The sequence below is a fragment of the Paenarthrobacter sp. OM7 genome (genome assembly GCF_029873575.1).
GTDB lineage: Bacteria > Actinomycetota > Actinomycetes > Actinomycetales > Micrococcaceae > Arthrobacter.
In genome coordinates, this window is sequence record NZ_CP123579.1 from 3568089 (window position 1) to 3590169 (window position 22081).

Genomic DNA, 22081 nt, shown 5'->3' on the forward strand with positions numbered 1-22081 from the left:
GCCGTGTTTCCACCTGCAGGACAGGGGGTAACGATCCCTTTGCCAACAACTCACCGCAGTGGAAACCGCGTGACGACCACCGCTACGTGGACTAGAGCAGTTCGCCACCCTGCATCCCGTAGCGGACCCACGATCCTGCCGATGCGCTCCGCCCGGAGCCGTCAACGCGGGCGCAGTGATCGAACCACTCGCCCAAGGCGCGGTCGTGGCTCACGATCACCAGGGTCCCGGCAAATGAGGCCAACGCTGCCTCCAGTTGTTCCACCAATACTGGTGCCAAATGGTTGGTTGGCTCATCCACAATCATGATTTGGTAGCCGCCCAGGAGCAGCCGGGCCAGGGCGAGGCGGCGTTGCTGCCCCGCAGACAGGCCACCCACGGGCACGTGGAACTCGGCGGGCCGGAAGAGACCCAGGCGAAGCAAGCCTTCCGCGTGTTCATCGATGTTGCCACCCAGACCAGCGGCGAATGCCGGAAGCAAGCGCAGCCCCGGCCGCGTGGGAACGTCGAGCTCCTGCTGCAGGTAGCCCACCTTGCCGCGGACGCCCACCGACCCCGTGGCCGGTTCCAGGTTCCCCGTCAACACGGACAGCAACGTGGATTTACCGGCTCCGTTGGGCCCGGTGATGAGTACCTTCTGGCCGGTTTCAACCCTAAGATCGGTGGGTTGAAGCCTCCCGGGGACGCTGACGCCGTGGGCTTCCAGCGCAGGTTCGGACATCACGTCGGTCACAGAACCCAGCGGAGCTGCCAGTGTCAGCGGCACTGGTGGGCGGTCCACCGGATTCTCTTCGAGCCGGCGGAGCCGTTCCTGGGCGTTGCGGACCTTGCTGGTGACCGCGCTCTGCCAGGTTCCGGCCTTGAAATCGAAACCCATCTTGTCGTTGTCGCGCTTGCGTCCGTAACCCATACGGTCGGCCACCGTGGCAGCTTGGAGCCGTTCGGCAGCCATGGCGTCCAGCCATTGATCGTATTCCTGGACCCAACGGGCACGTTCGGCGGCTTTCTCGCGGAGGTAGCCTTCGTAGCCGTTCCCATAGCGGTTAACGGACCTGCGGTCGGCGTCCACTTCGATGATGGTGGTGGCGACTTTACGCAGCAGGACACGGTCGTGCGAGACCACCACTACCGTGCCGCGATGCGCAGCCAACCGGGACTCAAGCCAGGCGGTACCGTTCGCGTCCAAGTGGTTGGTGGGCTCGTCCAGGAGCAACGCTTCGGCAGGATCGGCCAGCAAGCATGCCAGCGCCACCCGCTCCCGCTCGCCGCCGGACAAGGAACCAAGCGTTCGACGGCGGTCCAGGCCTCCCAGCCCCAGCTTGTCCAGCGCTGCTTCCACCCGGGATTCGGCAGCGTAGCCCTCGCGGAGTTGATACTCCGTTTGCAGGCTTCCGTAGAGTTCAAGTTCCTCGGTGTCGGCGTCCGCCAGGCCTGATTCCAGGTCCAGGATGCGGGCTTCAAGGGAACGCAGCGACGCCAAGGAGGAGTCGATGGCATCTCCTACGGTCACCGACTCGGAGAAGCCATGGGTCTGGGCGAGGTAGCCCACGCGGTAGCCGGGGTTGCCGCTCAGGCCGGCCGCGCCGTCGTCGGGCGTTTCCACACCGGACAGCAGCCGCAGCAGCGTGGACTTTCCCGCGCCGTTTTCGCCGACGATTGCCACGTGCTCGCCGTGGTGGATGACGAGGTCAACGTTGTTGAGAAGTTCGCGGTCCCCGTAGCCGTGGGAAACGCCGGAAAGGTAAAGGTGGTCAGTCAAGAGGAATCCTCGCAAGTCCGCAGTGGGTGGCCTAAAGCCGTGTGGGTACTGGGGATGCAGCCGCAGATAGGGGGGCTGCGCTCAAGACTTCATCGCTCCAGCCTGCCCCGTCTCGTGCTGCTCCGTCAAGCCGGGACACCATGGGTGACACCACTCCTCCGCCATGAATCTTGACATGACACCATAATGACGTCACTATGGTGTCATGCAGCTGAATCAGTACGTCACCGCGGTCCAGCACCAGCTGGAAACCGCAGCCGAAGCCGGCGGTCCGGAAGCACGGGCCTTGAGCGAACGCTTGACTGCCGCGCTTGAATCCACCGTGCGCCTGGTTCTGCTGGAGGCCCTTTCCGACGCAGCCAGTGAGATCACCCTGGAGTTGGCCCCCGGTTCCGTAGATGTCAGGCTTCGCGGCCGGGACCCTGAATTCGTGGTCAGCAACCCCTCCTCCGCCAACGATTTTGAAGCCGTCACGGAACAGCCACGACAGCGTACTGCAGTGGTTGAGGACCTCGACGGCACCAGCACGTCCCGCACCACGCTCCGGCTCCCGGACCACCTCAAGCAGCAAGTCGAGGATGCAGCCGGACAGGAAGGGCTGTCCGTGAACTCGTGGCTGATCAGGGCTGTCGCAGATGCCCTCAACGGAAGCCGCCCGACCCAACGAAAAGCGGGCCGCGAACCCGGCGAACAGAACTTCACGGGATGGGCGCGCTGATGCCGACCTTCCAGACTCCCCAGCCGATCGCCGTCGTGGTTGACGTCTCCGTCCGCGGCGATATGTGGATCGTGGCCCGCGACCACCCCGAAACCGAGGTGACGGTCCAGCCCCGCAAGGCAAAGCGAAGCCTGGACGTCAGGATGGCTGAGCAAACCACCGTGGACTACTCGGACGGCCGCTTGCAAGTCAGGCTTCACCCCGCATTCCGCCACAGCTGGTTCAGCGACGGCGGCGCAGTGGAGATTGTCGTTGAGGTTCCCATCGGCAGCAACCTGGAGCTGAAGACTGCCATGGGCGACCTCCGCTGCGAGGGCGAATTCAGCACCGCCGACCTGAAGACCGATTTGGGCCACATCCGCATCGACCACTGCGGCGAGCTCCGAGCCCACACGGACATGGGTGACGTCACCGTGGAACGCGCGTCAGGACGGTCCAGGATCAAGACCGGCTCAGGCAAGATCCGCGTCCGTCACATCGACGGGGTTGCCACTGTAAAGAACGGCAACGGCAGCACCTACATCTCGCACGCTTCCGGCGAACTCAGCGTCAGCGCCGCCAACGGCGATGTCTCCTTGGAGCAGGCCGGCCTCTCCACGACAGTCAAAACGTCCAACGGGGACATCACGGTAGGGGAAGTGGCCGCGGGAACCCTCACGGTGCAGACGGCCGCGGGCGCACTGTCCATCGGCGTGCGCCAAGGTACCGCGGCCTGGCTTGACCTCAAGACCAAATATGGACGGGTACGCAACGCACTCGACGTCACCCATGGACCTGGCCAATCCACGGAGACAGTGGAGATCCATGCCCGCAACGCCTACGGCGACATCACAGTGACGCGTTCACCCGCAACAGCGCACGCCTAAACCTACGCCGTGGCCAGGGCCCGCTTCCGACGAGCCTTGGCCAGCCGCGTCCCTATCAGCCCCTGCCGCGGGCTGAACAGATACACAAACGCGAACACCACGCCTTGGGTGAGCACCACCATGGCCCCCGATGCTGTGTCCAGGTAATAGCTGAGGTAGATGCCGGTCACGGAACACACCACGGAGATCACCGGTGCAATAACCAGCATCCGCGAGAACCGGTCCGTCAGCAGGTAGGCAGTGGCGCCCGGGATGATCAGCATGGCGACCACCAACACCACGCCCACAGTCTGCAGGGCTACAACCGAGGTCAGTGCCAGCAAACCCAACAACAGCGCGCCAAGCCTGCGGGGTGAGAGACCTATCGCGTGCGCATGCGTGGGATCGAAGGCGTACAGCGTGAGGTCGCGGCGTTTGAGGATCAGGATCGCAAAGGCCACCACGCCCAGCACCACCACTTGGATGAGGTCGGGGATACTGACGCCCAGCAGGTTGCCGAAGATGATGTGGTTCAGGTCGGTTTGGCTTGGAGTCACCGAGATCAGGACCAGTCCCAGGGCAAACAGCGAAGTGAACACGATGCCGATCGCGGCGTCTTCCTTCACCCGGCTCGTGTTGCGGACCACCCCGATCAACGTCACCGCGATCAGCGCGAACACCAACGCACCCACCGCGAACGGCGCACCCACGATGTACGCGAGGACGACGCCGGGAAGCACCGCGTGCGAGACGGCGTCGCCCATGAGGGACCAGCCGATCAGGACGAGCCAGCAACTCAGCACCGCACAGACCACCGCAGCGATGGCCGTGGTTGCGAGCGCCCGCACCATGAAGTCGTAGCTCAGGGGTTCCAGCAGGAATTCCACGGTTCAGCCCCTGTTCATGACGTCGAGGCCGAAGGCCATGGCCAGGTTCTCGGGCTGGAGCACGGTGTCCGGACTTCCGTGCATGAGCACCTTGCGCATCAGCAGCACGGCTTCGTCGCAGAGCTGGGGCAAGGCGTGGAGGTCGTGGGTGGAAATCAGGATGGTGGCGCCGTCTTCCGCCAACTCACGGAGGAGCCGGGTGATGGTGGCCTCGGACCGTTTGTCCACGCCCGCGAATGGCTCATCCAGCAGCATCATGGTGGCGCCCTGCGCGATGCCACGGGCCACGAAGGCCCTCTTCTTCTGTCCTCCGGACAGCTGACCGATCTGCCTGTCGGCGAACTCGCTCAGCTCCACCCGTTCCAAGGCGTGCTCGACGGCGTCCCGGTCGGCTTTGCGGGGCCGGCGCGTGAATCCCAAATGCCCGTAGCGGCCCATCATCACCACGTCCCGGACGGACAGGGGAAAGGCCCAGTCCACGTCTTCGCTTTGGGGGACGTAGCCGATCCCGGCGTCCTTACGCATCTTCGCGGGTGGCTCTCCGTTGATGAGTACCCGGCCGGAATCGGGTTTCACCATGCCCATGATGACTTTGAACAGGGTGGATTTGCCCGAGCCATTCATCCCTACCAAGCCGCAGATCCGGGAATGCTCCAGGGTCAGGGACGCAGAGTCCAGGGCCAGGACCTCACCATAGTGGACCGTGACGTTCTCTACAGCGATTGCGGGGGTGCTCATGACGTTCCTCCTGTGAGTGCCGTGGTGATGACTTTGGCGTCGTGGCGGATGAGGTCAAGGTAGGTAGGAACCGGTCCGTCAGCTTCGGACAGGGAATCCACATACAAGGTCCCACCGAACTCGGCGTCAGTGGCACCCACCACCTGCTGCATGGGGGCGTCCGACACCGTGGATTCACAGAAAACGGCAGGTACCTGGTTTTCCTTCACGAATTCGATGGCCCGGGTGATCTGCTGCGGTGTGGCCTGCTGCTCTGCGTTGACTGCCCAGATATAGACCTCTTTGAGACCGGCGTCGCGGGCCAGGTAGGAGAAGGCGCCTTCGCAGGTGACCAAGGCCCTCTGCTTCTCCGAGAGAACGGAAAGCTTGGACACCATCTCGTCCTGCACGCTCTGCAACTGGGCGTTGTAGGCCTTGGCATTGGCTTCGAACTCTGAAGCATGGGATGGATCCAGCTTTGCAAAGGCCTTGGCCATGTTGTTGGCGTATATCTGGACGTTCTTGGGCGACATCCAGGCGTGCGGGTTGGGTTTGCCCTGATAGGAGTCCTCGGCGATGGGCATGACGTCGACGCCGTCGCTCACCACAGCGTGCGGCACGTCCAGGTCTTCCACGAACTGGGCAAACCAGGCTTCGAGGTTGAGCCCGTTGTCCAGAATCAGGTCCGCTTGGGCTGCTTTGCGGATGTCGCCGGGCGTGGGCTCGTAGCCGTGGATTTCGGCCCCGGCTTTGCTGATGGACTCGACCCGGAGTTTATCCCCGGCCACGTTCTTGGCGACGTCGGCCAATACAGTGAATGTTGTCAGCACCACGGGTTTGTCATCACCTCCCGCGGAGGAATTCCCGCCACAGGCGGAGATCCCCAAGGCGAGGGCGATGACGGTGAGGGCAGCAGCGAAACGGCGGACATCTTTGGCGCGCCGAAACGAAAAGTTAGGCATACCGAAAAGTGTAGCCAAGCAAGGGCCACCCGGCAAAGCTAGGCTGGTCACATGGGCACTCTTTCCACCAAGGCATCTTTGTACAGATTCACTGCCCTTGACGCCGCCGCAGTGGCCGCCTACCTCACCTTTACCGCCTACTTCACGTTCGCGGGTGAATCCGTGGAACGGCTGATGCTGCAGCTCTTTCCCGAGCCAGCCACCGCATCCTACGCCGTCAATGCGGTCTTCTATGCCGGTGTCGGAATATTCGCGGTGGCCTCGGCCTGGCGGGTGATGGGCAGGGACCTCAAGATCCTTGGCACCCGCCCATGGTTCACCCTGGGCATGGTCCCCTTGGCGATCGTGGTGATGCTCATTCTCACGGCACTGTTGGTGGCGGCCTTCGGCACAGCACGAAGCTCAGAGAACCAACTGGGCATCCAAGGTCTGCTGCAGCAGGTGCCCGCATGGCTCATGGTGCCCCTGCTGGTGCTGCTGGGCCCCTTTGTTGAAGAGTATCTGTTCCGGCATTTGCTGATCGGCAAATTGTCGCGGTACCTGAACATCTGGATCTGCTGCGTGATCTCCGTGGTGGTCTTTGCCTCCATCCACGTAGTGGGCCGCGAAGGACTGGTGCTGTCCGCGTTGGCACCGTATCTGGGCATGGCCGTGGTCCTCGTAGCGGTTTATGTCTGGACGGGAAAGAACCTGATGTTCTCCTATTTTGTCCACGCCGCCAAGAACCTCATGGCCGTTGTCCTGATCTACGCCATCCCGTCCGAGCTGCTTCCAAGCTAGAAGCTGGCCCGCCCAGCAAAAAAACGGGCCTGCCCCAGCTACGACACGCTCTTCCCCGTCAGCACCACCCGGTGGCTGCCTGAGGTCCGTCCTGTGATGTAGACCTTCACGCCGTAGCTGGCGTTCGAGCCTCCTGGATATCGGTAAGCCTCCCCCGGGTTGTACACAGGCGGGCTGTCCGGGTCTGCTGCGTTGCCGGGGCCAAATTCGATCACGTCATTCCCCACGCGGTAGGCACCCGTCCCGGAGGCCAGCTGGAAGGTCCCGGACCCAGTACCGGCCTCCTCCACCCCGCTGAGCTGCCCACCCGCGCGGAAGGTCAGCTCCAGGGCGTACGAGGTTTCGGCACCGTCGAAGTCCAGCTCCAGTTCCACCGTTCCGTCCGCAGGATTCGGTGTGACCGTGATGGACGTTGCCAAGCGGTGCTCCACGATGGGCCGGTTGTCGAAGTCCATGGAGGCGCTGAAGCGTCCTTCGTGGACCAAAGGATAGATGCCGTCGGAACGCTGCACATCCACCGGCAGCGGAAGGTAGAAGTTGGCGCTCAGCTCATCGTGGAGGCGGACCGCGGGACCATCAACGGCGGCGCTCCGGCTGCGGAACGGCCCCAGGTCGAAGAAGCTCCGCGAGAGCCGCACATCCGTCAGGACCGCCTCGCCGTGACTGAAGCGCAGGAAGGTGGGATTGGTGGCAAGTCCGGAGCTGATGCCGGACGAGACGTCGTCACACCCGCCAAAGACCGTGGCCACGCTCCGGCCACCGCGGAATCGATGGATTCCACAGCTGACCAAGCCGGCATGCCCGGGAGCCATCGCTGCCGGCAGGCTTTCCCACGCCTCCACGGCCGGAAGCTTGGCGGCCAACCACGCATCCAGCCGAACCCTGGCCAGGGCCTTGGCCGGTTCCAGCAACTGGAATTGCTCTAACCATGCACATCTCCAACGTTGGAGATGACCACTAGGCCGTGACTTGCCGACCATTTGGAACCCGGACCAAACATGACCGCAAAGGACTACCAGCTACCCGGCGTCGGGAATAGCGTGGAGACCATGACATTGAACATCCAGGTAGTAGTCGATTGCCAGAAGCCGCATGACCTCGCCGACTGGTGGGCCGAGACCCTCGAGTGGAGCGTGGAACCACAGGACGAGGCGTTCATCCGATCGATGATCGAGCAGGGCTACGCCACCGAGGACCAGACCATCACGCACAACGGGAAGCTGGTCTGGGCCGAAGGCTGCGCGATCGTGCCTGCCGAGGACACAGACCCCAAGACCGGCCAGCGCATCCTGTTCCAGACCGATGCCACCCAAAAGACCGTCAAGAACCGTGTGCACTGGGATGTCCGCCTGGACGGCCGGGACAAGGATGAGGTGCGGAAACAATTGGAGGCCCGCGGAGCAAAGCACCTCTGGACCGCCAGCCAAGGACCCCACGAGTGGCACACCATGGCCGACCCCGAGGGCAACGAGTTCTGCATCAGCTAAGGCCATTACTAGACTCGGACTGTGAACAACCAACTCCCTGCCAAGGTTTCCGACGTCTTTGACCCCTCACGCTGGCGCACTGTTTCCGGCTTTGATGACTTCAAGGACATGACCTACCACCGGCAGGTGGAGCGTTCCGCGGACGGCACAGTCAAGGACCTTCCCACGGTCCGGATCGCGTTCAACCGCCCCGAAGTCCGCAACGCCTTCCGGCCGGGAACGGTGGACGAGCTTTACCGCGCAATGGATCACGCGCGCATGACCCCTGACGTCGCCACGGTGCTGCTCACTGGCAACGGTCCATCGGAAAAGGACGGCGGGCACTCGTTCTGCTCGGGTGGGGACCAAAGGATCCGTGGGCGGGACGGTTACAGATACCAGGTAGAAGGCGCTGCGGGTGATTCCGCTGAATTTATCGACCCCGCCCGTGCCGGCCGGCTCCACATTTTGGAAGTACAGCGACTCATGCGGACCATGCCCAAGGTGGTCATCGCCGTCGTGAATGGATGGGCGGCGGGCGGCGGCCACTCACTGCACGTGGTCAGCGACCTCACCATCGCTTCCCGCGAGCACGGCAAGTTCAAGCAGACGGACGCCACAGTGGGAAGTTTCGACGCCGGATACGGCTCTGCGCTGCTGGCCCGCCAGATCGGGCAGAAAGCGGCGCGCGAGATCTTCTTCCTTGCCCGCGAATATTCGGCCGACGACATGGTTCGCATGGGTGCGGTCAATGAGGCGGTTGACCACGCCCGCCTGGAGGAAGTCGCACTGGAGTACGCCGCGGACATCGCCCGCCAGTCCCCGCAGGCCATCCGCATGCTCAAATTTGCGTTCAACCTGGCCGATGACGGCCTGGCAGGACAGCAGGTTTTCGCCGGCGAAGCCACCCGCCTCGCCTACATGACGGACGAGGCCGTGGAGGGGAAGGAAGCGTTCCTCCAGAAACGCGACCCCGACTGGTCCAGCTTCCCCTACTACTTCTAGGACTCACCCTGTGGACATCGATCCCGTTCTCAAAGCACTGATGGCTGCCCTCCATGGCGAGGGTCCCGCCGTCGAAATCGTCACTGGCGACCACGGCGAGCCGCAGGCGATCCCGGTGGAGACCGGCGTCGAGGATGCCGCGGTGGTGGTCCGCACTTCCGGTTCCACGGGCACGCCCAAGGCAACCGTCCTGACCATCGACGCCCTCGCGGCCTCGTCCGTGTCCACTGCCATGGCCCTGCGCGGTGAGGGCCAGTGGTTGCTCGCGCTCCCGCTGCAGTATGTGGCCGGAGTGCAGGTCCTGGTCCGGTCGCTGTACGCAGGCACCCGGCCGTGGGTCATGGACTTGTCTGACGGCTTCACGCCCGAGGCCTTCACCGCGGCGGCCGAGGAACTCACGGACAAGATCCGCTTCACCTCACTGGTTCCCACGCAGCTGCAGCGGCTCATGGACTCCCCCGCGCCCGAAACCCTGGCCGTGCTGCGCCGCTTCAACGCGATCCTGCTGGGTGGCGCTCCGGCGTCACCGGATCTCCTTGCCTCCGCCCATGCGGAGGGGCTCAAGGTGGTCACCACCTACGGCTCAGCCGAGACCTGCGGCGGGTGCGTGTACGACGGCCAGCCGCTGGACGGCGTCGAGGTCCGCATTGGCGAGGGCGGGCTGGAAGGCCGCATCCTGCTCGGTGGCGACACCGTGGCCGCCGGCTACCTTGACGCCGCCCGCGCGTCGAAGGCTGCCTTCTTTGAGGAGGAAGGCGTTCGCTGGTACGTCACTGGCGATCTCGGCGAATTGGACGACGACGGCAAGCTCACCGTCCTGGGCCGGGCGGACGATGTCATCATCACCGGCGGCGTCAAAGCCTCCGCCGCCTACATTCAGGGCGAGCTGGAAAAGCTCGACGGCGTCACAGCGGCTTTCGTCACCGGTGTCCCGTCGCGCGAGTGGGGCCAAGCCGTGGCAGCTTTCGTAGCAGTGACCGATCCCAGCCCCGAAGGCATCAAGGGCTTCACGTCCCGGCGCGAGGCTGCGCTGGGAGTCCTGGCTCCGAAAACAGTGTTCGCTGACAAGGAACTGCCCATGCTGCCCAACGGGAAACCGGACCGACTGGCCATGATTGAACGGCTTTCCGAACTGCATCAGGGACAATAGACACGTTCTTCCTCCCGAAACTGACTCAAGATCAACCGCGAAATACACGAGGTACTACACGTGGCGACAGCTGCACAATGGATCCAAGGAGCCCGGCTCCGCACACTGCCCGCGGCCATCGCGCCCGTCCTGATTGGTTCGGCAGCGGCGTACGAGCTCCAGGCATTCCGGCTGCCGAACGCGATCCTGGCTGCGCTCGTGGCGCTCCTGCTCCAGATCGGCGTGAACTACGCCAATGATTACTCCGATGGCATCCGCGGCACCGACGAGGACCGGGTAGGTCCCCTGCGTCTCGTCGGCTCCGGTGCTGCGCTGCCGGAGCAAGTGAAGTGGGCCGCGTTCGGGCTGTTCGGCGCCGCGATGATTTGCGGCCTGATCCTGGTGATCATCACCCAAACGTGGTGGCTGATCCTGGTGGGTATCGGCTGCGTGCTGGCAGCCTGGGGCTATACGGGCGGCAAGAATCCCTACGGCTACATGGGCTTGGGCGATGTCTTCGTGTTCGTGTTCTTCGGGCTCGTGGCCACGCTCGGCACCACCTACACCCAGGCCGGACAAGTCAGCCTGGCCGCCGTGATCGGTGCGATTGGTACAGGCCTCATCGCCTGCGCCCTGTTGATGGCAAACAATGTCAGGGACATTCCCACTGATACGGCCGCCGGAAAGCGGACCCTGGCAGTGCGTCTTGGCGACCGGCACGCCCGTGAAAGCTACGTGTTGATGCTTGCCGTCGCCATCCTGCTGGTCATCGTGCTGGCGCCCACCAAGCCGTGGATGCTGATCGTCCTGCTGCTGATCCCCGCGTGCTTGATGCCGGCCTGGCTGATGGTCAATGGGAAAAAGCGCAAGAGCCTCATTCCCGTGCTCAAGCAGACCGGCATGATCAACCTCGGGTACAGCCTGCTGTTCTCGCTGGGCTTGATCCTGAGCCGCGGCTTCTAAGTTCAGATACAGCCAACGCCCCCAGGAATCCTTCCTGGGGGCGTTGGCTGTACAAAGACTTTTTACAAGGAGCCCGGGCGTTTGTCGTTGTTGACAGCGATATCCGGGTTTTTCTCTACCAAGCGGTCCTCGACCGTGGCGTCCTCAACTTCGCCGGCAGTGCGAATGGGCTTGGCCCGCCCGGAGAAACGTTCGCGCATGGCTGCAGTGGCGGCGTCGCGCTGTTTCTGGAAGAAGAGGTAGCTGATGGCGAACGCGATCAGCCCGGCGAAGATGACCGCCAGGATCCAGCCAACCCCCAAAAAGGCGAAGAGGACGAACAACGGCACGAACAGCGCCAGGCGAATGAGGGAATACTTCAGGAAAGCCACCATCCAAGTTTAGCGGGCCGGATGGTTGCACTCTGATCACAGCCGGTAGAGGACGTCCAGTGATGGGCTTCCGGCGACTAGACTTGGTGCATGCTCCGGGTTGTAGGCGTCGTCATTGTTCTGGTCATCTTCGTCTATGCCCTGGTGGACGTCATCCGCACGGACAGCCACCAGACACGCGGTATTTCCAAACCCGCGTGGATCATCGTGATGATTGTCCTGCCGCTCCTGGGCGCCATCCTCTGGTTCATCTTCGGCCGGCCCTATGGCAAACCCACGGCAAAGCCGGTCCGCCGCTATCCCACTGCTCCGGACGATGACCCCGAATTCCTCCGTAACCTGGAAACCCGCCGTCGCAACCAGGCCGAGGATGACCGCCTGAAGAAGCTCAAGGCGGACCTTGAAGCCAAGGAACGCGAGCTTGGCGACAAACCCTCCGATGGTTCCGGTGAGGCAACAGGCAACGGCTTCAAACCCGGCGATACCAAGCGAAGTGAGCCGGACCCCCATGACACCGACGAGCTGAAGTAGGCAAACATGGCCCAGCAAGCTGATGGTTCACGGCAGTTACCTTCCACCACACCATCAGTCATTGGGCCAACAGCGCGTCCCGCACCACCACCCCGTCCGGGCATGTCCCTGTCAGTGCCGCCTCCCATTACCGCGGCCATCGTGCCACCGGGCACCGCACGGCTCTCCCGCTCCCTCTGGATTGCCAGCTTTGTGGCGGGAATCGCCGTCGTCGTTTTCGGTTTCCTCGGCCGTGACGCCCACTTTGAGCGTCTGAAAGGCGTCATCGGAGGCATGGTTCCCGACGGTGACGCCCAAGCTGTCGAGGGATCCACCGCCGTCGTGTTCCTGGGCAGCCTCGCCATGATCGCGCTGGTGGTGGCCATGGAAGCCGTCCTGCTGATGGTGCTTTTCAAACGCCGTGTCTGGGCACGGTGGACCTTGGCGCCCTTGGTCCTCCTGCACGCGGTGGTCACAGTGATCACCGCAGACTTCGTGGTGGCTCCCGGCGCGGACGGCGTCTTGCCCACGGTTTTACTGGCGTCCCAGTTCATCCTTGCCGCGGCGGGGCTGATCCTGCTGTTTTTCCCCTCAACTACTGTCTGGCTCCTGAGCGAAAAATTCAGCGAGCGACTCAGCGAACGGCCGGCATAGCGGCCAACATCCCTTCGCAACTCCGCACGACCACACGGCACGCTTCCAGTGCCGACGGCTCGGTCAACGGATTTTCCGCGATCAGCCGCCAACGGCTCAAACAGCTCCGGGCAGCCTCGCTGATCTGCCTGGGATCCGCCTCCGGGTTCACGCCCAACCTCAACGAGGCAGTGCTGCCGCGGCCACCCACCAGCCGTTCCGCTTCAGCTACCTGCTCCTCATCCAGTCCCACGCCACCGGTCCGCAACGCGGCGAGGAGCTTGAGCTCCCGGAACTCATGAGCGCCAGCCTGGAGCCGTTCCAACGCCGCTTCCAGCGGCGCCGTCCGCTCCTTGGGAACCCCGCGGACCAATGATTCCAAACCCACGACGACGGCACGCGCCTTGAGTGCGTCGGCACGGTTCTGGAAGAGATAGCTGATGGCGTCCAGCAAAGTGCCCAGCCCGCTTCGACGTGCCAGTTCATGGGCCAGTTCGGTGGGATCAGCAGTCCCGCCCCGGATCAGGGCAACACCCAGCCGAATCCCAAACAGGCCAAACCTTTGCACCAGCGATGCTTTGGTGGCCGGGCGGAGGCCTTGCGGAGCCTCGAAACGGACAAAACGGGCTGCGGACAGCATCATTCGTTCCCGCTGGCTCCGGTCCATCTGCGCCAGCATTGCCATGGCCTCATAGTCCGCCTGGCGCATAGTCCGTGAACTTTGTGCCAGCAGCCCGGCCACGGGCACCACACCCAAGGCCAAGGGTCTAAGGTTCTGGTCCCGGCTGTATCTGTCGGCGATGACCGCTGCCGAAATCAGGGAGTCAATCCTTCCGGCGCCGATCTCGTCGGCCCGGGACAAGACAGCCAAGGCATTGACGGTACCGGATCGTCCGGCGGCGGTGTCCTTGAAGGATTCGAGGAACCGGACATCGGAGGCATGCAGGTGCCGCAGTAGATAGAGGACGGCGTCCGCTGCCGTAGGTTCGTCTTCCGGCAGCAGGAAAGCCGCCGATCTCCCGGAAATATCCTCGGACATCGAGGCGATGCCGGGAGTATCGATCAACGTGAGATTGCGCAGGCCGGCTGATGGCCAGTCCACCACCAGACGCTCCACATCCCCGGCCGGGATATCGCCCAAGGACAAGACCAAGCGGCCGTCTTCGCGGGTCACGGGGAGGTTTTGAGGTCCGCCCCGGAACGGGTAAACCGTGATTTTTGGAGTGTGTCCGTACTGGTACCACGTGACCACACGGGTGCATTCACCGGCGTCAGTGGGCGCGATTTCCTCGCCAATGATCGCGTTGAGGAGTGTTGATTTCCCGGCCTTGACCATCCCGGCCACTGCGATGCGCAACGGCCCTTCCAGCCGGCTGTCCAATTCGTCCACCACCGCGAGCGCAGCGGCGTCATCGCGGAAGACTTCCCGTGCGTGCCGGAGCAGGTCCGCGGCTCCGGCCATTCCCGGTTCCATCAGCCGGCCGGGACGGTTGAGGGTTTGGGTCGGTTTTCCATGGAGGGAGCTTCAAGCAGGTGCTGCGCTTCCCTGGCCATCGTGTCCACTGCTTTGAGATGGCCCCGGATTTCCTTGATCCGCAGGTCCCGTTCCACTGCGTAGGTTGCGGCAGCTTTTTGGGCAGCCGCCACGGATTCAGCCAGGGAGCGGTGGTGCTCCTCGGCGATCTCCGTGAAGTGGTCCCGTGTGGCCCGTTGGACCAGCCGCAGCCTGTCCCTCAGCTGTTTTCCGACTTGGAACACAACATCGTCCACGTGTTTCCTTACCAGGATCTTGGCTTCGGCTTGCCGCTGCTTGAGCCGGGCCTCTTTGTCTTCCCGGAAGGCTTTCCGTCCCAGCAGGAGGCCGGCGCCGACGGAGAGCGGGTTGATGAGGGCCATCCCAAAGATGCCAGTCAGGAGGCCGAACATCAGCACGCCGCCGTAGGATCCACGCATCCCGATCAGCACTTTTTGCAGGGGTCCGAGACGCCCGTTGTCCATCTCCTGGATGTCAGCCACGGGGTCCAGCACGCCGCCCGTATCGGCCACCTTTAACGCCGGCAGGGCTACCTCGTCCTCGGAAAAGTGGTCCGCCACCTGGGTGGCCAGCCACTGGGCCCGTTCGCTGGTCCAGACGAAGGTATCCGAGACCGCAGCAGCGGTGCTCTGCTCCAGCCACTGGGTGAACTGCTCCCAGGCGGGGCCGGGGTCCCCCTGGTCAATGGCGGTTTCCGCTTCGCGCTGGATCCGGCGCAACCTGTCCTTCAGGTCGTACTCCATGTCTGCGATGAGGTCCCCGATGCCATCGTTGAGGGTGATCTGCCAGCGCGCCGACCGTTTGCGCAGCGAGTCCGCGTCCTCCTTGGCCGCATTGAGGCCGGCGATCATCTGCGGCGTGCCCTCGGGATTCTCCAGGGCACCAAGCTCCGACTGCAGGGCGAGCCTCAGGTTTTCCGTCACGGACAAGAGATCATGGCCAACGGATCGACGTTGAATTCTGGCGGCCTCACCCACAATGTTGTGCCTCAGGTGGTGGATCAGCTCAGGAAACCCTGATTCGGCGTTCAGTTCCGTGTCCTGCAGACGCGCCGCCTGGAGGCGAAGCTCCGAAGAGACCGGGAACAGGGGTATGTCCGGCCCCACATCGGCAAGGTGTTTCCGGTCGAGGTCCTCGATTTGCCGCCAGCTCGGATAGAGGTCGGTCTTGGACAGTACGCACACCACGTTGGGGCTGATGCGCATGGCTTGGCGCAGGAACCGCATTTCCGGTTCGGTGTATTCCTGGGACGCATCGGAGACAAACACCATGGCATGCGCTGACGGAAGGGCCGTCAGCGTGGTCAGCGTGTGCGTTGACCCCAGCCCACCCACCCCGGGCGAATCCACTATTGTCAGTCCACCCGCCAGCAGTTTCCTCGGCAAGACAACCTCAGCCGCCACGATGTTCTTCGCGTTGCCGGGATTGCCTTTTTCGGAGACGTAGTCAGCCAGGTGGTCCAACTGCACGGGCTGGCGTTCCAGCGTTCGTTCGTGGCCGTCGCTGTCGAGCTCCGTACGAGTGCCTTCCAGCGTGCCACCCTCCGCAACGGGAACCAGGACAACGGCCGACGCCGGTTCCCCCTGCCGTACCACCGTCGGCACAGTGGTGGCAATGTCGTCATCCACAGGGCAGACGGGCGCATTCACCAAAGCATTGATCAGTTGGCTCTTGCCTTGCTTGAACTCGCCCACCACGATCACGCGAACGCTGGGATCCTGAAGGCGGTTGTGAGTGTTTTCCAGGCGTCGCCGAAGGTCGTTCCGCTCCCCCACCAGCGCCATGCCCTGCTCCACCAATGTGGTCATCCGTACTGTTTCCGCCATGGTGTGTCCTTTGTTCTGCCTGTTCCGGTGCTGCTGTCCGGAGGGGCCACGAAGTGCCCGACAGGCGTCCATCCGCCTGCCGGGCACTGCTGGGGGTGCTCTGCGCCGCAGCTTCCGCTACGCCGTGTGGACCTCTTTGCCGCTAGTCGATCTCGACGTCGTTCTTGGCAATAACATTCGAATGGTCAATGTCGTTGTATTCGACGTCAACTTCGTTGTCCTCGATGTTGGTGTAGCTCGACTTATCAACTTCGAGCTCGTTGTCCTGGATCACCGTGGAGTCGTAGTTGACCTGGACGTCCTCCACGTCGATTTCCTTGGAGTTGTCGATCTCCAACTCGTTGTCCTGGATCACCGTGGAATCGTAGTTGACCTGGACGTCCTCCAGTTCCACGTTGGTGGAGTGATCGTTGGTGTATTCCAGCTCCACCTCGTTGTCCTTGATGATGGTGGAGTTCTCGATGTTCGTGTACTCCACGTCCACGTCGCCGACTTCCAACTCGTTCTCCGTGTTGTAGGAGTCCTTGTTGAACGAATCGGTGTTGTGGATGTTGGTGTGGGAGTTGTCGGTGTGGGAGGAGTTGTCCTCATTGAAGGAGTCCTCGATGTCCACGTCGACATCAACGTCGGTGTTGTAGGAGTCCTTGGTCACCGAGTTGTCCGAATTGTCGTTGAACGAATCCTTGACCTCGATGTCCGTGTTGCCCACCTCGACGTCGCCAGGGCCCGACTCATTGATGGTCAGCGAATTATCTGTCGAGTGGTCATCGGTGGAGGTGGTGTTGCCGGAGTCCTTCACGTCGTCGCCGGCGGCAATGGCACCGTCGCCCGAGGCGATGACAGCGTCCTGGTTGAAGAGCTGCGTGACATCGCCGTCAGCCCAGATGTTTTGGTTCACCGACTGATCGGTGATCGTATCGCGGTCATCGATAGTGGTGGTGTAGGAGTAGTTGTTCACCACGTGGACCAGTTGTTGAACGGCGTGGGCGTGGTCATCGTGGTCGTCGTGTCCGCCCCAGCCACCGCCACCGCCGCCACCGCCGTGGCCGTGATCGTCGTCGTCATCATGGCCACCCCAGCCACCGCCGCCACCGCCGTGGCCGTGATCGTCGTCGTCATCATGGCCACCCCAGCCACCGCCACCGCCGTGGCCGTGGCCGTGATCGTCGTCGTCATCATGGCCACCCCAGCCACCGCCACCGCCGTGGCCGTGATCGTCGTCGTCATCATGGCCACCGCCGCCACCGCCACCGCCGTGGCCGTGATCGTCGTCGTCATCATGGCCACCCCAGCCGGCGCCGCCGCCAGTGGAGGCATGGTTGCCGCCGGTGTTGTATTCGCGGTCGAACGACGAACGGGCGTTGATCGGTGCGTAGTCCAGGACCACCGGGCGAACAGCATCGACGTCGGCCGAGGAAACGTCACGGAGGCCGGCTGCGGCCAAGGCAGCCTCGGGGTCGCGGACAAAGTCCTCGGCTGCATCGGGATCGTTGAACAGGCTCATCAGGAACTGCACGAGCTGTTGTGCGAGTGTAGGCATTGGAATGCTCCCTCAAATTCTGTGGTGGGTGGTAAATGGCCCGGCGCCTTTGCCGGGCTCCCCTTCAACGTATGGCCGTGGTGAGGGACCGGGCATCGGGGGTGGTCCCCCTACCGCTTGCCCCAGCGTTAGGGGGTAGCGGGGTTTTCCGTTAGGGGGTGGAGGGGGTTGCCGCTCACGGAGGCGGGTACCCCTCCCCCAAGGCAATGCGCAGGCGGACCAGGAGGTCCGATCGGTTGTCGGCCCCCAAGCGCCTGCGCATGCGTGCCACGTGGTGTTCGGCAGTGCGTGGCGAGATGTAGATGGCTTCACCGATCTCCCGGTACGTCTTGCCTTCAAGAAGAAGCCGAGCCACTTCGCGTTCCCTGGCGCTCAGCACGGACGGATCCCCCGCACCCGGGCTGGTGCCGTCCGGTGCAGGGGTACGCGCACCACCATGGTGCGGCTCCTCCACCCGATCGTTGCCCGCCCCGGCCGGAGCGCCTTGGGGATGGATGTCCCTGGCGCAGGCCAGCAGGCGCACCAGGTCGCGCCGTTCCTCCGCGTGCGCGGCGGCATGGCCCGCCAATCGCGCCCCTTCCCAAGGCATCCCGACGGCGGCCAACCCGCGGGCCGCCGCTTCGACGTCGGACGCTTCAAACCGGCCGGCCAACACCGAAACCCAGGCTTTGCCACCCACGGCAAGAACGGACGCCAGGTGGCTGTGTTCCGAAGCCCGAACCAGCGCGGCAGCGTGCGGCGCAAGCTCAGCGGGGCTTTCGCTCAGCAGTGCGGCCTGCACTGCCGCCCAGTGCAGCGGCACTGACCACAGTGGCGGGTTCCCCAACCTTTGTAAGAGCTCCCAGGCGCCGTCCAAATAGTGCGAGACCCGACGTGTCTCGCGCAGCCGTGCAGCAGAAACCATCAGCTCACCCCAGGGCAGGAGACTGTAGAGATCCACGGCTACGTGCATCATGGCTTCCCGGGCCCGGTCCCACGCCAACACCAGCGCGTGCACGTCGCTGCCACGCCGTGCGAGCCCCACCTCCAGCGCTGATAGCAGCAGCTCGTCGCGGGGTGCCAAGGACCAATGGTTTGCCTTGACTGCCTCGTTGATGGCCAATCGGGCCTCGTCGGAGTTGTCCTGCTGCATGGCAGTCCAGGCCTGCAGGAGGAACAACCGGGGTCGGGCAGCATCCCCGCCCTGGCCCGCGGCCAACGCCGCCCTGAGCACAGTGTCTGCTACCGCCGGTTCCCCACTGTGGAGTGCGCAGAGGGCCGCCAGGGCCCCCGGGGTCTCCGGCAATGGAATCGCTGCGCCAGAGGCGTTCATCATGTCCGAGGCCCTGATGAGCTCCGGCAGGGCCAATTGAGGGTTGGGTCCAAGGGTCTGCCGCAGGCCCTCCTGGGTGAGCGTCAAAGCCACCGCCAGCAGCGTTGGCGAACCGGACGGCACGGCGGCAGCCATGATCTCTTCAGCCAGCACGGCATTTCCGGCGCCGATCATAGCCACTGCGGCCAGCGGGGCAGACCCCTGCAACCTGTCCGGCCCCAGCCAGCTGTACGTGTCAGCGCTCCGGGACAACATTCCCCGCTGTGCCCACACGGCGGCTGCCACGTCCACCCCCAGGCGTAGGTGGGGAGGCTCGGGCAGGGCAAGCAGCCTGTCAACGATCCTGCCAGCTTCGTCCAGATCCCCGGTGGCGGCCAAGGCCTGGGCACGCTTCGCGGCAATGTGGAGCTCCTTGTTCCCGGCAAGAAGCGCTTCGGCATAGAGATCCACGGCCAGACGCGGATCCGAGTCCAGGACGCTGTTTGCCACCTCTTCGAGTTCCGCGGCAACCCGGGCATCCTGCATGCCACTTCTGGCGAGGTCGCGGGCCAGGTCTCCCAAGGGACGGCCTTCGTCCAGGACCTTGTCCACGAGCTCCCGCTGCAGCGCCCGGATGCGGGAAGGCGGGGTTCCATGCAGCAAGGCATGCTGGACCGTCCCCACTACGGACCCGTCGGCCAGCAGCAAGCCCGCATCCATGGCTGCAGTGATGATCGAGTCCAGGCCATCATGGCCTTCAAGGCCACGCGGCAGGGGTGAAGGCAGCGTGAACCCCACGGATAGGGCTAGGAGCAGCTCGCGGACTTTCGCGGAATCCCCGGAAAGCTCCGGGACAGGGTGTGGCGCTGCCTCGTGAAGGGCGGCAGGTTCCTTGAACGGGTGATCGTCCGGCCCGGGTGGAAGGTGCCCGGGCTTAGGGTCATGTCCCGTCATGGGCTACACCGCCGGAAGCATCGCTGGATCCGGAATGGGGCCCGTTTGCGAGGGCTCGGGTAAGGGATCAGCCGTGACAGGCGGGGGTACCGGTTCCGGCGTTGGCTCGGGCGACGGCGGTGGGGGGTCTTGCGTGAGCGTCGGTTCAGGCTGCGGCACTGTTGGCTCGGGCGACGGCGGTGGAGGTGGCGGTGGCGTGACAGGATCAGCCGGGGTTGTAGGCGGAGTTGTGGGTTCGATGACCGGTGGCGGCGTGGTGGGGGGTGTTGCAGGCGGCGGTGTAGGCCCACTGGCGGCGCCACCAGTAGGCGCCGGTGTGGGTGTGCTGGGAGCCGGGGTGGTGCCCGGAGCAGCGGGGGTTCCCGTGCCCGTCGCCGCAGGAGTGGCGGTGGCGGTTCCGCCGGATGAGGTGCCCGGGGAGGTGCCGGCGGCAGGTCCTGCACCGGGTCCCGCAGCGGCCCCCGATCCAGTTCCGGCATTCGTTGTTCCGGTCCGGGCCGGGCTCTTCCCCATCCCATTCCCTGCCTTGGTAACCCCGGCCCTGGCGCTGGCTTCAAGTCCACCCGCCGGCTTGCCTACCGTCGGGGTTTCCCCGTTCTTCCCGCCACCGGCAACACTGCCTTGGCCCCCTGAAGCCTGAGGACCGCCGTCGCGCATGACATCAGCGGCCTGGTTCCCCAACACGGTTGCCAGCAACCCACTGCCTTCGGGACTCTGGGCCGCCGTCGCCGTCGCGATGGTCAAGGCGGCCGCCGCTGCAGCCGCGGCCGCAGCCATCCGGACACGCGGCCGGGGAGCCTGCCGGCCCTGCTTTGCGGACGCTGCTGCGCGGACGCCCAGGGCTGGGGGTCGGCTGGCGGTATGCGGGCGCCCCAGCGCGCCGATCGCCACCACGTCGTCAGCCGCTGCCCCGACAGCGGCCGCAGCCGCCGCGTCCACGGCCTCTTCGGCCCTTGAGCGCAAACCAGCCACCGCTGCCCCCAGGCAGATGGAGGACTTGGGATCGGCGTCGACGGCGATGGGCCGGCCAAGTTCCACCGAAATCATCTGGGCCACGAGGGGAATGCGCGATGACCCACCGATGAGCAGCACGGCGCTCAGATCCTGAGAGTCCACGTTGACGCTCTGCAAGCTTCGTTCCAGTGCTTCCACGGTTTCCCGGAGGGGCTCCTCGATGAGCGCTTCGAATTCGGCGCGGACCAACCGCACAGACTGCTGTGTTCCCGGCAGGGAAACTGCCACACTGGATTCGCTGTCCAGGGACAGCGCTTCCTTGGCCTCACGGCATTCCCTCCGCAGTCTCGAAAGGGCTGCGAGGGCGTCCGGCGCCTCCGGATCCACCTCCCCGGATGCCTTGACGTGGCCCATCACGTGCCGCAGGACGGCGGCGTCGAAGTCTGCGCCGCCAAGGGTTTCAATACCGTCGGGACGTCCCAGCAACTCAAAGTTCCCGGCTCCGGCTTTGCGCAGGATGGCAGTGTCGAACGTACCTCCGCCGAGGTCGTACACAGCGATGATGCTGCCATCTTCCACCCGCGTTTGGGAGGCGTAGTGCAGGGCCGCTGCTTCCGGCTCACTGATCAGGGTGATGTCATGGAGGCCCGCCGCGTTGAGCGCTGCGAGAACCACCGAGGTCCGGTGCTGGCCCCAGGCAGCGGGGTGCGTCATGATGATCGACGACGGCGCCGTCCCCTCCCGCTCCCCGGCCCTGTCCACCACCCACCGGGCCATGGTGGCGTACACATCCTCCGGGGCCAGCCATCCCTCGCCGACAGCGAGGGGAACGGAATCCCCGATCCGACGCTTGAACTCACGCACCATATGGTGGGGATCGTCCAGGCCCCGGCGTTCGGCGGCTTCGCCTACCAGCACTCGGCCGTCGTCGGTATAGAACAACACCGATGGCACGGCGTTGCCATGTAATCCCAACGGGAGTATTTCCGGTGTAGGGGTTGGACCTTGGTCAGGCTTAACCAGGGCTGCTGCGGTAAAACTCGTCCCGACGTCAATGGCGAGAACATAGTTCATAGCTACCTCAAAAGAACACGGCACGTCGCTAGCGGGCTGCATCACAAGCGGGTTCTGAACAAGGTAGCACCTGCTTTGGACAGGCAAAAGGCTTGTTTAGTGCACCGTTTTGTTGTTTCTTGAGGGACGGGCCCGAGCCAGGGACAACGCCCCTGCTCAGGCC

General features: G+C 64.2%; 20 protein-coding genes. 9 read left to right on the top strand and 11 right to left on the bottom strand.

Going from position 1 to position 22081, the window contains the following annotated elements; genetic code table 11:
- Window positions 1–91: 91 nt before the first annotated feature.
- Entirely contained in the window at window positions 92–1759 is a 1668-nt protein-coding gene (locus QEH68_RS16410; protein WP_280623436.1) for an ABC-F family ATP-binding cassette domain-containing protein, read from the bottom strand.
- 205 nt (window positions 1760–1964) lie between these two features.
- Here QEH68_RS16410 and QEH68_RS16415 point away from each other — a divergent pair, with 205 nt between their 5' ends.
- On the top strand, window positions 1965–2477 hold the full coding sequence (locus tag QEH68_RS16415; protein ID WP_280623437.1) for a histidine kinase: 513 nt from the start codon (window positions 1965–1967) through the stop codon (window positions 2475–2477).
- Window positions 2477–3343, top strand: coding sequence for a DUF4097 family beta strand repeat-containing protein (locus tag QEH68_RS16420; protein ID WP_280623438.1), 867 nt, complete (start codon window positions 2477–2479; stop codon window positions 3341–3343). Before QEH68_RS16415 ends, QEH68_RS16420 begins: the two co-directional genes overlap by 1 nt.
- Window positions 3344–3345: 2 nt before the next feature.
- Here QEH68_RS16420 and QEH68_RS16425 read toward each other — a convergent pair whose 3' ends face one another.
- The 3 genes from QEH68_RS16425 to QEH68_RS16435 are packed head-to-tail and all read right to left on the bottom strand — an operon-like array spanning window position 3346 to window position 5888.
- Window positions 3346–4209: a metal ABC transporter permease gene (locus QEH68_RS16425; RefSeq protein ID WP_280623439.1), complete on the bottom strand. Its 864-nt coding sequence runs from the start codon at window positions 4207–4209 to the stop codon at window positions 3346–3348.
- Window positions 4210–4212: 3 nt separating this feature from the next.
- On the bottom strand, window positions 4213–4947 hold the full coding sequence (locus QEH68_RS16430; RefSeq protein ID WP_207594472.1) for a metal ABC transporter ATP-binding protein: 735 nt from the start codon (window positions 4945–4947) through the stop codon (window positions 4213–4215).
- Complete coding sequence (locus tag QEH68_RS16435) at window positions 4944–5888, bottom strand: metal ABC transporter substrate-binding protein (protein WP_280623440.1); 945 nt, start codon at window positions 5886–5888, stop codon at window positions 4944–4946. The genes QEH68_RS16430 and QEH68_RS16435 overlap by 4 nt, the downstream gene beginning before the upstream one ends.
- A gap of 51 nt (window positions 5889–5939) precedes the next feature.
- On the opposite strand from QEH68_RS16435, the gene QEH68_RS16440 reads away from it, so the two are divergent.
- Window positions 5940–6668 carry a CPBP family intramembrane metalloprotease gene (locus QEH68_RS16440; protein ID WP_280623441.1) on the top strand — a complete coding sequence of 243 codons (729 nt, stop codon included), beginning with the start codon at window positions 5940–5942 and terminating at the stop codon, window positions 6666–6668.
- A gap of 38 nt (window positions 6669–6706) precedes the next feature.
- On the opposite strand, the gene QEH68_RS16445 is transcribed toward QEH68_RS16440, so the two are convergent.
- On the bottom strand, window positions 6707–7579 hold the full coding sequence (locus QEH68_RS16445) for a hypothetical protein (protein ID WP_280623442.1): 873 nt from the start codon (window positions 7577–7579) through the stop codon (window positions 6707–6709).
- 138 nt (window positions 7580–7717) lie between these two features.
- On the opposite strand from QEH68_RS16445, the gene QEH68_RS16450 reads away from it, so the two are divergent.
- The 4 genes from QEH68_RS16450 to QEH68_RS16465 are packed head-to-tail and all read left to right on the top strand — an operon-like array spanning window position 7718 to window position 11231.
- A complete protein-coding gene (locus QEH68_RS16450) occupies window positions 7718–8155 on the top strand; it encodes a VOC family protein (protein WP_280623443.1) in 438 nt (145 codons plus the stop codon).
- A 21-nt stretch (window positions 8156–8176) separates the two neighbouring features.
- Window positions 8177–9139 (top strand): 1,4-dihydroxy-2-naphthoyl-CoA synthase, encoded by a 963-nt coding sequence (locus QEH68_RS16455; protein WP_089596058.1) that lies wholly within the window; start codon window positions 8177–8179, stop codon window positions 9137–9139.
- A 10-nt stretch (window positions 9140–9149) separates the two neighbouring features.
- On the top strand, window positions 9150–10289 hold the full coding sequence (locus QEH68_RS16460; RefSeq protein ID WP_280623444.1) for an AMP-binding protein: 1140 nt from the start codon (window positions 9150–9152) through the stop codon (window positions 10287–10289).
- 60 nt (window positions 10290–10349) lie between these two features.
- Window positions 10350–11231, top strand: a complete 882-nt coding sequence (locus tag QEH68_RS16465; RefSeq protein WP_207594480.1) for a 1,4-dihydroxy-2-naphthoate polyprenyltransferase — start codon at window positions 10350–10352, stop codon at window positions 11229–11231.
- A gap of 62 nt (window positions 11232–11293) precedes the next feature.
- On the opposite strand, the gene QEH68_RS16470 is transcribed toward QEH68_RS16465, so the two are convergent.
- Window positions 11294–11605 (bottom strand): DUF4229 domain-containing protein, encoded by a 312-nt coding sequence (locus QEH68_RS16470; RefSeq protein ID WP_207594481.1) that lies wholly within the window; start codon window positions 11603–11605, stop codon window positions 11294–11296.
- An 87-nt stretch (window positions 11606–11692) separates the two neighbouring features.
- Here QEH68_RS16470 and QEH68_RS16475 point away from each other — a divergent pair, with 87 nt between their 5' ends.
- Both QEH68_RS16475 and QEH68_RS16480 read left to right on the top strand, forming a co-directional pair.
- The gene (locus QEH68_RS16475; protein ID WP_089596062.1) at window positions 11693–12133 is read left to right on the top strand and encodes a PLD nuclease N-terminal domain-containing protein; all 441 of its coding nucleotides are present in this window, start codon (window positions 11693–11695) and stop codon (window positions 12131–12133) included.
- A 6-nt stretch (window positions 12134–12139) separates the two neighbouring features.
- Window positions 12140–12766, top strand: coding sequence for a hypothetical protein (locus QEH68_RS16480; RefSeq protein WP_280623445.1), 627 nt, complete (start codon window positions 12140–12142; stop codon window positions 12764–12766).
- Here the strand turns inward: QEH68_RS16480 and QEH68_RS16485 are convergent.
- The 5 genes from QEH68_RS16485 to QEH68_RS16505 all read right to left on the bottom strand — a co-directional run bounded on the left by QEH68_RS16485 (window position 12747) and on the right by QEH68_RS16505 (window position 21918).
- A complete protein-coding gene (locus tag QEH68_RS16485) occupies window positions 12747–14207 on the bottom strand; it encodes a dynamin family protein (protein WP_280623446.1) in 1461 nt (486 codons plus the stop codon). The genes QEH68_RS16480 and QEH68_RS16485 overlap by 20 nt on opposite strands.
- An 11-nt stretch (window positions 14208–14218) precedes the next feature.
- On the bottom strand, window positions 14219–16105 hold the full coding sequence (locus tag QEH68_RS16490) for a dynamin family protein (protein WP_280623447.1): 1887 nt from the start codon (window positions 16103–16105) through the stop codon (window positions 14219–14221).
- A 142-nt stretch (window positions 16106–16247) separates the two neighbouring features.
- Window positions 16248–17645, bottom strand: coding sequence for an IniB N-terminal domain-containing protein (locus QEH68_RS16495; RefSeq protein ID WP_280623448.1), 1398 nt, complete (start codon window positions 17643–17645; stop codon window positions 16248–16250).
- Window positions 17646–17820: 175 nt separating this feature from the next.
- Window positions 17821–19890, bottom strand: a complete 2070-nt coding sequence (locus tag QEH68_RS16500; protein WP_280623449.1) for a LuxR C-terminal-related transcriptional regulator — start codon at window positions 19888–19890, stop codon at window positions 17821–17823.
- 3 nt (window positions 19891–19893) lie between these two features.
- Complete coding sequence (locus QEH68_RS16505) at window positions 19894–21918, bottom strand: Hsp70 family protein (protein WP_280623450.1); 2025 nt, start codon at window positions 21916–21918, stop codon at window positions 19894–19896.
- Between the last annotated feature and the right edge of the window lie 163 nt (window positions 21919–22081).